The sequence below is a fragment of the Halomonas koreensis genome, assembly GCF_031451675.1.
Lineage (GTDB): Bacteria > Pseudomonadota > Gammaproteobacteria > Pseudomonadales > Halomonadaceae > Halomonas > Halomonas koreensis.
The window spans coordinates 74,637-85,230 of record NZ_JARWAK010000015.1 but is presented as its reverse complement, the minus strand read 5'-3'; the positions used below and the strand labels follow the sequence as shown (position 1 = coordinate 85,230).

The window sequence follows — 10,594 nt, the reverse complement described above, 5'->3', positions numbered from 1 at the left end:
TATCCTTGGCCTCGGCCTCGAGGTTACTACCCGCCTCGGCCGAGACGCTGCCGTCCATGACCTCCAGCGACAGGCTCGGCCCCGTGGCCTGTATCTCCTGGGGACGATCCGGCGCGACCTGCTCCTTGAGGTCGCCATAGCTCATCCCGACCATGCGCAGGTACTGCGCCTGAGCCGAGGCATCGAAGAGTCGCAACACCTTGTGGGAGGGGCCGGTGAAGAGCAGGTGCTGCAGGGTCTCCCCCCAGGCATCTCGCCGGCCCTCCAGGGCAGCGACCTGAATGTCTTCCGCCTCGAGGTAAGCGAAGAAGCGCTCGGGCTCGAACAGCCCGAGCACCTCGTCATGCCACTCGCCCTGCCACTCGATGCGCTGGCAGCCCCGGTCGGCGAGCCACTGCGCGAGCGCACTCTCGGGGGCCTCCCACAGCTGGGCGGGGAGCGCCCCATCGCCCGGCAGGCTTCTATTGAGGCGCTCATGCTCTTCCGCCGTCATGGCCAGCGCCGCCAACTGGTGCAGGCTCAAGTGACTGAGCGACTGGGGACTCAGCGGCGAGCTGAACTCGCGCAGCGGAAAGTCGTTGCGCACCAGCACGTCGACACTGCGCTTATTGCTTGAATTCAGGGATAGCCGAGTGCATGACGTGCGTTCTAGAAACCATATTTAGGGGGGAAGTTAGACAAAGGAGGCCCATGGCCGAGCCACTCGTCTTCGGCTAGCTCTTCAGCCTCTTGTCGTTCTTCATATGTTATATCATCTCTATTAAGACGAAGAAGAGACTGGGAGGCATTGCTTCCAGTTTCATGCTCAGCTGCATAAAAAATTGCCCAACCTTTGACTTTGTCTTGTTCGACAATACAAAAGTCGCCTCTTACTCCCGGGGAAAAATAGCAACTTCCCACATTCAGCCTTGCATCAAGAAAACCAGCTTCAGATGCTTTGACTAGCCAGCTCCACCCTTCCTTCACATCCCCTATATTGCTCAACAATGCAAACAAAGTATTCATAGCAGGAACATAATCTTGCTCGGCGGCTTTACGTGCCCACTCAATCGCAGCATCCGAACGGCGAGAATCGCTCCAGTAGAAGCCATATCCATCTCGAATCATGGTGCTCAACCGGTGCTGAGCCTCAGGGTTCCCTTCATTTGCAGCACGCTCCAGCCACTCATTACCTTCATCACTATCGTCCAAGGCTCCGTAAATATAATACAGAGCCAGCATGGCTTCGGTATCACCGTCCTCGGCACGAGGCAACTGCTCTGCCAGCGCCTTCTCTCGCCAGCCCTCTGCGTCCTCCGGGCACTCGTCACCGGCGACGCAGGCTCCACCTCCCCATAGACGCAGCATCGCATAGGGATCGTTATGCTCAGCGGCTTTCAGATACCACTCCAAGGCATCACTGGTCATTCCCATATGGGTTATACGATGAGACTCTCCCAAGTAGTACATGGCCTCCATATCGCCAGCTTCGGCAGCCACCTCCAGCTTGGGGATAGCATCAACGACATATCCAAGATTGTAGTCGATCATGCCAGCATCCTTGGCGGCCTGAAAATCAGCATCTAATCCCCAAGCAGGCATCGCCAGAAAAAGCAGGCAAACCAGAATTCCACCTAAAGCCTTATTTCTCACAATCTAGAAGCCATATCTCGGCGGAAATTTCGACAAAGGGGGGCCATGACTAAGCCACGTATCTTCTGCAATTCCTTCTGCCTGTTGGCGCTGCTCATAGCTGAGAAGATTTCTATTACGTTCCATAATCGACTTAGCGGTATTATCACCAATTTCTTCATCTACTGCATAAAGGGTGGCCCAACCTTTCACAACATCCTGACCAACAAAACACCCACCACCTTCCTGGCCATATTCTTCTGGATTAAGGTAACACCATCCAATTGTCAAGCGAGCCCCACGCGAACCATTCTCGGATGCCTTGACCAACCACTCCCAAGACTCTTCTTCTTGACCTTTATCAATTAAAAGACCAGACAAGGTATGCATGGCAGGCACATACCCTTGTTCAGCTGCTCCTCGAGCCAATTTTTCAGCCGCTTCGAGGCGACCTTCATCCGACCAATAGAATCCATATCCATCTTGAATCATCTTGGCCAGACGATCCTGAGCCTCAGGGTTACCGGCTTCTGCAGCTTTCTCCAGCCATTCATGCCCTTCATCGCTATCGTCCAGGGCGCCATAAATGTAATGCAACGCCAGCATGGCCTCGGGATCGCCAGCCTCGGCGCGGGGCAATTGCTCGGCTAGCGCCTTTTCGCGCCAGCCCTCGGCATCCTCGGGGCAGTAATCACCAGCAACACAGGCACCACCACCCCAAAGTCGCAGCATGGCGTAGGGTTCGCCCTGTTCAGCGGCTTTCAGATACCAGTCCAGGGCTGCTCGCGTCATATTCATCATGCGCTGACGGCGCTCGGCCTCTCCCATGTAATACATGGACTCTACATCTCCAGCATTAGCCGCCTTTTCCAGATATGGCAGTGCCGCTGTTGAATGACTGATATTATAAAGCCGCATACCCTCTTCCTTAGCAGCCTTGGCTTCATCATCCAGCCCCCAAGCAAAAGATGAAAACAAAAGCAATACACTTGATAGCAACAGCTTTACTCTTCCTGACACAGCCATGAAATCACCACCTATATAAAATCAAAACAACGGCACCAACAGTTACTCAACAGAAGCAAAGTGCCGACCAAGAGATAAGCAAAGCTGAGTGTAATCCATCCTCGAGTTTCTAGCGTCAGCAGCAAGCTGACCACTATTTCCCGAAGCCTCATCCATGAAAGAATTCAATCTTGATTTCCCTTCCCAATAAGCATCAAGCAGACGCTCTTCAGTTTTTTTCCCATCGCTCGCCATGCGCGCAACGCTCTTCTCGAAGAGAATCTGGGCCGGGTTGGGATCGGTATCCGAGAATCGATAGCACATGTCGTTATAGGCGCCTTTCGTCGCCCCTTCTACCAGCCACTGCAAGCAGTTGGTGATAGCGATCTGCTGGTAATCCCGGGCTTGGGCTTCGCTAAACCGATCACCGTCTGCATCGAAGGATTCCGGCCCGCTGGCCAACACATGCAGCAGGGGCCCCAAGGCTTCCGGCGGCAATTGCTGCACCCAGGCCTTCAACTGCTTCTCCCTCTCGGGGTTAGATGCCGTGTCGACGATGGCATAGGCTATCGGTCCGGCCCGCTCCGAGCGGGTAAAGTCGTCGTACAGGCTGTCCACGTAGTCCACACCCCGCAGGGCCAGCATGCCGACATCCACCAGCAGCATCGTCTGCATGAAGAACAGCTTGCTGAAACCCTCGAAGGCAGCGGGGGTGATCCAGTCGACCACCTCGTAGTCGTTGTCCACCAAGGCCTGATGCAGCATGCCCATCCAGGGGTCAAGCCGATCGGGATCGAGCTCGACGCTGAACTTGCCGCCGACGCCGCCCTTGAGCACCAGCCGGGCCTTGAGGGTCAGCACGAACTTGCCGTCGATCAGGCCGATCTGGAAGTCCGCCTCGGCGCCGATGCCTGCCAGGGCCTCGGCGGCCAGGGTCGCCTTGGACAGCTCGCCCCAGTCGTCGAGCGGCTCGCTGAGCATGCCGAGCTCGTCCAGGGCGGCATTGGCCCCGGGATGCTCATTGTCGCCAAGCTGCGGCATGGAGCCGGCACGCAGGATGGCGCCACCCTCATAGTCCAGCACCGGCAGCTCGCCCATCTCGGCCTTGACGCGATCGAGGCCACCGAGCCGCTCCAGCCAGCGATCGGAGAGAATGGTCAGCCAGTCGACGCCCTTGAGGCCTCGATGAAGATTCAAGGAGTGAGTTGTAAATTTATTAACTTGCAAGCCCGGGAAACGCTGGCCGAACTTGTATTCAAGCATCACTGATTCAGCACTTCGCGCATAACCATACGACCTTCCTAGCCAGAAGCCGGCATAACCGTGCTCGGGCTTGAGTTTATCGCACCACTGCTGAACCAGCGCGGGTAGCTTCTGCTGCCGTTCGACAAAGAAGTCAACAGGAAAGAGGCAATATAATCTGCTGACTTCCCCGGCTTCATCATGTGCGGGCAACTTCCCCAGGACAATAAAACCGTAGTCATTGGCGTCACTGCGTTTATTGCCGCCATGATAGACAAACTCCCACTCGCCGGAGCCATAAGTAGGCAGCCAGTCGAAGGGGATGATATAGCTATCGAACCCCTGGAGCTTTTTCCACTTGCCGGTGGTGGGATTGGTGGTCCAGGTGAGCTGATCGCCGGCCAGATCGCGATAGTCGGCGAGAATCTCCAGCACCGCCTGGCGCTTCTCCTCCTGTTGGGAGCCGGTAAAGAACAGCGCCACGCCCAGGCAGACCTTGAAGAGCACGCCCTTATCGGTCTCGACGGTCAGCACCTGGTCGAGCGGGGCATCCAGTACGTCGATGGTCGGCGCCCTTGCCATATCGGTTCCTTCGTCGTCAGGCGTCGGCGGCGTGCCAGGTGATGGCGGTGATCTCGGCGCGCAGCTCCACCACCGCATTGCGTTCGCCGGCACGGCCGCGCAGCCGCCAGGGCTCACCGCGCTCGATCAGTTCCAGCGTATGGAACATCGGTAGCAGCTTCTCCTCGGCCAGCTCCCGGTCGACGAGCGGCCAGCGTGCTCCCTCCTGGATATGCACCTGTGCCGGCTCCCGGGTATGCAAGACCATGGTGCCCGGCCCCCAGAAGGGGGTGATATCCGACTGCAGCGACCAGTCGCCGTCGCGGCAGAGTACCCTGATGGCCGTGTCGTCGACCTCTACCCGCTCCAGGTCGATATCGGGAAAGAGCTGACCGGGGAACCACGCCAGCGGAAAGTCCTCCCCCTTCGACGGCATTTCGCTCATGACGCATCCTCCTGCGGACTAAAGCGGGCCAACCAGGCCTGGTATTCCTGGGCGTCGAAGCGCTTCTCATGGCGATAGCTGGGCGACAGGCGCGGATGGATACCCGGATGATCCTTGATGCGTACCGGCTCGATGATCGCCGCGACGCGCCGATAGTCGGCCAGGGCGGCATTGGCCTCGGGATGCTCATTGTCGCCAAGCTGCGGCATGGGGCCGGCGCGCAGGATGGCGCCACCCTCATAGTCCAGCACCGGCAGCTCGCCCATCTCGGCCTTGACGCGATCCAGGCCACCTAGCCGCTCCAGCCAGCGATCGGAGAGAATGGTCAGCCAGTCGACGCCCTTGAGGCCTCGATGAAGATTCAAGGAGTGAGTTGTAAATTTATTAACTTGCAAGCCCGGGAAACGCTGGCCGAACTTGTATTCAAGCATCACTGATTCAGCACTTCGCGCATAACCATACGACCTTCCTAGCCAGAAGCCGGCATAACCGTGCTCGGGCTTGAGTTTATCGCACCACTGCTGCACCAGGGCGGGTAGCTTCTGCTCACGCTCGATAAAGAAATCAACCGGAAACTGGCAATACAAATAGCTAAAATCATTGTTTTTTAATACACCAAGAGCTACGAAGCTATGCTCATTAGCATCACTGCGCTGCTGGCCACCATGATAAACGAACTCCCATTCTCCCGCGCCATAGGTCGGCAGCCAATCGAAGGGGGTGATATAGCTATCGAACCCCTGGAGCTTTTTCCACTTGCCGGTGGAGGGGTTGGTGGTCCAGGTGAGCTGATCGCCGACTAGATCGCGATAGTCGGCGAGAATCTCCAGCACCGCCTGGCGCTTCTCCTCCTGTTGGGAGCCGGTAAAGAACAGCGCCACGCCCAGGCAGACCTTGAAGAGCACGCCGTTATCGGTCTCGATGGTCAGCAACTGATCGAGATCTTGCGGTGTTTGCATGGGATTACCTCCTTGATGACGTTACCAGGCCGCCGCGGTACCCAGGCCCAACCCACCGAGCGCCATGCCGGCCCCCTGCCGTATGGCCTGACCGCCCGCCGCCGCTCCAAGTCCGCCAGAGAAATAGGTCGCGGCGGCGCCGATGGCCACCAGGCCGACGCCGGCGGCCACGGTGCCCCAGGAAATACCCTGCTCTTCCAGTCGATCCTGATAGACCTCCATGGCCGGCTGGGTATCCGGTTCGTATTCTGTCTGGCGAGGGCCATCACATTGGCATTTCTCGGGGGTAAGCAAATGCAGATCATCATCGCTGCCCGCAATTTGTTCATAAGCCCTCTCTTGACCGTCTCCCCAGTCATCCGGCGGAAACTTGACCTCGACCACTCCCAATAGGTTGTCCTGGGTGGGCTTGCCATTGGGGTCACGCAGGGCCACAGCATCGGGAATGCGCAGCTCGCCTCGGGTATAGCCTTCCGATCGATTCTTCGCGCTTTCGCTCAGCAAGGCCCCATCGCGCTTCAAGCGGATGATGCGGTTGATGGCATGGCCGAAGTTGCGAATCGGCTCTCGGGTCTCTCGGCCTTCGGCGTCCTTGAGCAGTAGCGGCGAGGGCGGAGAATCTCCCATATAGTAGGGTACCTGCACGCGCAGGCCGGTGTCGCAGGCCTCGTTGAGCCGCTGAATGCCCACATCGACACAGCTCTGCTTGAGGTTGATGCCACCGCGGCCCTGATTGGGCACCTCGTTGCAGGTACAGACGAAGCTGCAGACGATGCCCAGGCGGCTCTCGATTTCGTTGTCCAGCGGACACTGCTGGGCGCCGGTCTCGCTCATGGGTGAGTTCCTTCTCGTGGCACTGGTGCCATCTGCGGTCCATCGGGCAGCCAGGCGGGATCATGATGCAAGCGGTCGGATAGCTTGCCGTAGGCATGGGCCTGCCAGTTGGCAAGGGTCGCCGTCAGGCCATGCCGCGCAAGATCATGTTGGAAGTCGTCGCGCCGCTCGGGGTGCGAGCAGCTGGTCACCGCCAGCAGGCAGAACCGGGCGGCCTCTTCGCGGCTAGGTAGGGCGCCGCCATTGAGTGCCGTCAGGCGATCGATGGCATCGGCGATCCGCGCTTCGACGCCTACGCCATCCAGATGCATCAGCCAGGCGCCTGCCTCGAGCAGCAGGCGCTGCCGGGTGTCATGGATCAATTCGCGGCGATACAGCGGTTGCAGCGCCTGCTGGTGCCGGGCATTCAGTTTCCACCAGGGAGGCGGCGGTAGCCGCTCCGTGAGAACGCCCTCCCGGGAGAGCTCGACGCGGTGCCAGGTGGTGAAGCCGGTGTCGGTTCGGCAGTGTACCGCCGAGAGCGGCCCGAACCACCGCTGATGCTCGCGCTCATCGAAGGCGCCGAGGAAATACGGCAATACGTCAGGATCATAGAAGCGGAAGATCACCTCGTTGCCCTGTTGATCGAGAATCGTCAGCCAGTGGCGAAAATGCGCGGCCAGCGCGTCAGGCGTCGCCGGGCTTTCCAACAGCAGCCCCCAGTTCAGGCTCGGCCGTTCGGCCATCAGCCAGTGCAGGAAGGGGTCGTCCGGTGCGGTACGGGCCACCAGCGGCGACACCTCGATCAGATGAGCGAAAGGTGTGCCGGCATACAGGGCCTCGCTGGCGGTGCAATAGGGTGAGCGCCGATACCACTGCTCTCGCAGATCGGGTAACGCCGCGTCGAGCAAAATGTGCGTGCAGGATGGCAATGCGCTCATCGTGAATCCCGTGATGAGGTCTTGAGCGTGTCGGCGCAGATATCGCACAGCGCCTTGCCGCTACTGGCGGCGCGCTGAAGGGCCATCGCCTGGCCCGTCGTTTCGGCAAAGGCGGTGGGCGCCATGGAGACCGGTGCAACCCGTTCGTGGACTTCCTCCCCTGCCTCGCCCGGCAACAGCGGCGCCTGGGCGCCCTGCCCGGTGCCGCTGCCAGGGCTGCCGCCGGCGTTGACTTTGACGCTGGGGCCGACGATGGTGATGCCGCCGCCGTCGACCTTGAGGAAGCTGCCGCCGGCCTTGAGCGTCAGCTCGCTGCCGGCCTCCAGCACCACCTTCTGGCCGGCCTGGATGTGCAGCTCGCGGCCGCTCTCGGTGAGCCAGGCCTGGCCGGCGCTGAGGTGCAGGCTGCCGTCGACGGTCAGATGCTGGGCGCCGTCGCTCTTCTCGCGGCGCTCGCCATGCACGGTGTGGTGGTCGTCGCGGTCGAGCTCCGCGATGCGGTCGCGTTTGATCCGGAGATCGCTGTCGCGGCGAATCTCCTCGGTGCGGTCGTTCTCGGTCAGCAGCTCCAGGTCCTTCTGGGCGTGCCACCAGATCTGCTCCTGGTCGCGCTGGTCCTCGAAGCGCAGCTCGTTGAAGCCCTCGCCCTGATGGGTCTGGGTGCGCAGCACGGTGCGCGTCTTGTGCTCCGGCAGCGGGTACGGCGGGGTGTTCACCGCGTGGTAGGTGCGCCCGGTGATCAGCGGCTGGTCCGGGTCGCCCTCCAGGAAGGAGACGATCACCTCGTGGCCGATCCGCGGGATCGCCATCATGCCGTAGCCGCCCCCGGCCCAGCCCTGGCTGACGCGAATCCAGGCGCTTGCCGTCTCATTGGGCTCCGCATAGCGGTCCCAGGGGAACTGGCAGCGCACCCGGCCGTGAGCGTCGCAGTGGATCTCCTCGCCCTCGGGACCCACCACGAAGGCCACCTGGGGGCCGTCGACCCGCGGCTTGGGTTGGGGTACCGGGCGCCAGGCGGCGTCGTCCGGGGTCAGGCTCAGGGTGTTGTGATAGCGGGTCATGCCGTCACGATCCCCGGCGGTCACGCCCACGGCGTCTTCCTCCAGCGCCTGGGGCTGCTCGCCCTCGTGGACCACCTTGACCACCTGCCAGCCGCGGTTGAACGCGTCGACGTCGTGGTCGGCCAGGGTGAAGCGCCTGCCCGGGGCGAGCTCGGGCAGGTCGCTCTCGCCGGCCAGGGTCAGGGCGTCGCTTCTCAGGTGCTCCAGGCGGTGGCGAGTGAAGGCCTGGCCCGAGGCGTCGGCCTTGTAGCGGCCCGGGTAGTCGTAGTGCTCGTAGTCCGCCCGCTGGCTATGCTGCTCCAGCCCCTGGCCCTGGTGGTCGTGCAGCTGGGCATAGGCCGGCTGCTTGAACGAATAGTCCTTGAGCTGGGCGCGGGCCGGGCGCACCCGGGCGGTCTGGGTCAGCCGCCGCAGGTGACGCCGGGGCGCGCTGCCGCCGGCACGGTGATGATAGGTCCGCTCGCCGAGGGCGGCGAGCACCTGGGGATCGTCGGCGAACACCAGCCGGTGGGCGCCGAGGTCGGCGTCCTCGAACTCATGGAAGTAGAACAGCCCCTCCTCGGCGGCCAGGCGCTCGAGAAATTCGAGATCGGTCTCGCGGTACTGCACGCAGTACTCGCGCTCCTCCGGCTCGCGGGTCACCGCGAAGGCCACATCACGCAGGCCGCGCTCCTCGCACAGGGTGTTGAGAATCGTCAGCGGCGAGACGCGCTGGAAGATCCGCGAGTTCTGGCGCAGCGAGAGCCGCCACAGCGACGGGCGGATCACCGCCTCGTAGTGGCTGCGGCGATGGCCGCGGTCGCCGCGGCCGAACTCGGCGACGATGCCGTGGACCCGGCGCTGGGCCACGCCGTCCTGCCACACGGTGAGGCTCGCCGGGCGGTCGAGCAGCGCCTCGGGCGAGAGGTCGCCGGTGCGGCTGGCGAAGCGCACCCGCAGGTGGAAGGGTGCCGACAGCGCCTCTTCATGGGTGAAGTCGATCACCGCCAGCTCGGCCTCGCCGGCCCCGGCGAGGCTCAGGGTGAACTGCAGTCCATTGGCCTGGGTCATGGCATCCCTCCTGGAGGCCGTGTCCGTTCCTGGTCCCGCCGGCGCGGAGCGGCCAACGGCAGGGGGTAGGTTACGCGAGCGCGTCGCCGAGACAAGGCGTCGGCGGCATGCGTAAGCGATCGCTTACAGAATGAATCGACAAACGCTGACGCATGCCGCCGCCAGGGCCGAAGCCCTGGCGGCGAACACGGTGCCCGCCGGCGCGAGCATTGGCTGGGGCACCGTCGGTGGCGCGGGGCCTCAGGCCTCGATCGGGGCGCGCCAGTCGTCGGAACCGGAGGTGCCGGCGACGGTGTGCTCCCAGTCGATCTTGCGGTAGGCCAGGGAGACGTCCATCAGCTGGGTGAATTCAGAGCTGTTGGAATCCTGGGCGTGGGGCATGCGCAGGTTGATGTCGACGATGGTGGCGTCGGTCAGCGCGGTGGTGAAGAAGTGCTCCTGCTTGCCCTCCACGGAGGTGCGGTACCACTTCAGCTCGACGTTGGGCAGCATCTCGCCGGAGGCCAGGGCGTTGTACAGCAGCGGTACGGCCTTGTTCAGGGCCACGGTGAAGATGAACGGCTTGTGGGCGCGCTGGCCGGAGGGCTGGCCGGACTGCGGGTCGGTCGGCACGGTGACGATGTGCTTGAATTCCTGCACCAGCATCTCGTCCTCGTGGCCCTCGACGTAGATGTTGCCGACGGACTCGGGGGTGAAGGCCCCGGCGGTGATGTTGCCCTGGGTCTGGCCTTCGATGCTGATATAACACGGGGTAGGCATGTGTCTGCTCCTTGACGATGAATCGTGGTGTCCGATGGACACTCACTCATAAAGCAGACCGCATGCCAAAAACATAAAAGTGATTACATATCAATTACTTGCATATATCGAAAGCCTCAGAACTCATGATGATTAGGCAAGATCTTG

General features: G+C 61.5%; 9 protein-coding genes and 1 pseudogene. All 10 read right to left on the bottom strand.

Going from position 1 to position 10,594, the window contains the following annotated elements; genetic code table 11:
- Positions 1–592: pseudogene (locus QC818_RS15585) on the bottom strand (hypothetical protein); the annotation flags it as partial.
- Positions 593–648: 56 nt separating this feature from the next.
- Entirely contained in the window at positions 649–1,530 is an 882-nt protein-coding gene (locus QC818_RS15580; RefSeq protein WP_309653777.1) for a tetratricopeptide repeat protein, read from the bottom strand.
- A 105-nt stretch (positions 1,531–1,635) separates the two neighbouring features.
- Positions 1,636–2,637 (bottom strand): tetratricopeptide repeat protein, encoded by a 1,002-nt coding sequence (locus tag QC818_RS15575; protein ID WP_309653776.1) that lies wholly within the window; start codon positions 2,635–2,637, stop codon positions 1,636–1,638.
- Positions 2,638–2,679: 42 nt separating this feature from the next.
- Complete coding sequence (locus tag QC818_RS15570) at positions 2,680–4,440, bottom strand: type VI immunity family protein (RefSeq protein WP_309653775.1); 1,761 nt, start codon at positions 4,438–4,440, stop codon at positions 2,680–2,682.
- A 16-nt stretch (positions 4,441–4,456) separates the two neighbouring features.
- Complete coding sequence (locus tag QC818_RS15565) at positions 4,457–4,864, bottom strand: hypothetical protein (protein WP_309653774.1); 408 nt, start codon at positions 4,862–4,864, stop codon at positions 4,457–4,459.
- Complete coding sequence (locus QC818_RS15560; protein ID WP_309653773.1) at positions 4,861–5,823, bottom strand: type VI immunity family protein; 963 nt, start codon at positions 5,821–5,823, stop codon at positions 4,861–4,863. Before QC818_RS15560 ends, QC818_RS15565 begins: the two co-directional genes overlap by 4 nt.
- A 21-nt stretch (positions 5,824–5,844) precedes the next feature.
- Entirely contained in the window at positions 5,845–6,657 is an 813-nt protein-coding gene (locus tag QC818_RS15555; protein WP_309653772.1) for a VRR-NUC domain-containing protein, read from the bottom strand.
- The gene (locus QC818_RS15550; protein WP_309653771.1) at positions 6,654–7,577 is read right to left on the bottom strand and encodes a DUF4123 domain-containing protein; all 924 of its coding nucleotides are present in this window, start codon (positions 7,575–7,577) and stop codon (positions 6,654–6,656) included. The genes QC818_RS15555 and QC818_RS15550 overlap by 4 nt, the downstream gene beginning before the upstream one ends.
- The gene (locus QC818_RS15545) at positions 7,574–9,688 is read right to left on the bottom strand and encodes a type VI secretion system Vgr family protein (protein ID WP_309653770.1); all 2,115 of its coding nucleotides are present in this window, start codon (positions 9,686–9,688) and stop codon (positions 7,574–7,576) included. The genes QC818_RS15550 and QC818_RS15545 overlap by 4 nt, the downstream gene beginning before the upstream one ends.
- 240 nt (positions 9,689–9,928) lie before the next feature.
- Positions 9,929–10,447: an Hcp family type VI secretion system effector gene (locus QC818_RS15540; protein WP_309652439.1), complete on the bottom strand. Its 519-nt coding sequence runs from the start codon at positions 10,445–10,447 to the stop codon at positions 9,929–9,931.
- Between the last annotated feature and the right edge of the window lie 147 nt (positions 10,448–10,594).

Excerpts from the sequence above, each read along its gene's own strand:
- QC818_RS15580 (WP_309653777.1), bottom strand. The coding sequence starts at position 1,530 with ATGATCGACTACAATCTTGGATATGTCGTTGATGCTATCCCCAAGCTG.
- QC818_RS15575 (WP_309653776.1), bottom strand. The coding sequence starts at position 2,637 with ATGGCTGTGTCAGGAAGAGTAAAGCTGTTGCTATCAAGTGTATTGCTT.
- QC818_RS15570 (WP_309653775.1), bottom strand. The coding sequence starts at position 4,440 with ATGGCAAGGGCGCCGACCATCGACGTACTGGATGCCCCGCTCGACCAG.
- QC818_RS15565 (WP_309653774.1), bottom strand. The coding sequence starts at position 4,864 with ATGAGCGAAATGCCGTCGAAGGGGGAGGACTTTCCGCTGGCGTGGTTC.
- QC818_RS15560 (WP_309653773.1), bottom strand. The coding sequence starts at position 5,823 with ATGCAAACACCGCAAGATCTCGATCAGTTGCTGACCATCGAGACCGAT.
- QC818_RS15555 (WP_309653772.1), bottom strand. The coding sequence starts at position 6,657 with ATGAGCGAGACCGGCGCCCAGCAGTGTCCGCTGGACAACGAAATCGAG.
- QC818_RS15550 (WP_309653771.1), bottom strand. The coding sequence starts at position 7,577 with ATGAGCGCATTGCCATCCTGCACGCACATTTTGCTCGACGCGGCGTTA.
- QC818_RS15545 (WP_309653770.1), bottom strand. The coding sequence starts at position 9,688 with ATGACCCAGGCCAATGGACTGCAGTTCACCCTGAGCCTCGCCGGGGCC.
- QC818_RS15540 (WP_309652439.1), bottom strand. The coding sequence starts at position 10,447 with ATGCCTACCCCGTGTTATATCAGCATCGAAGGCCAGACCCAGGGCAAC.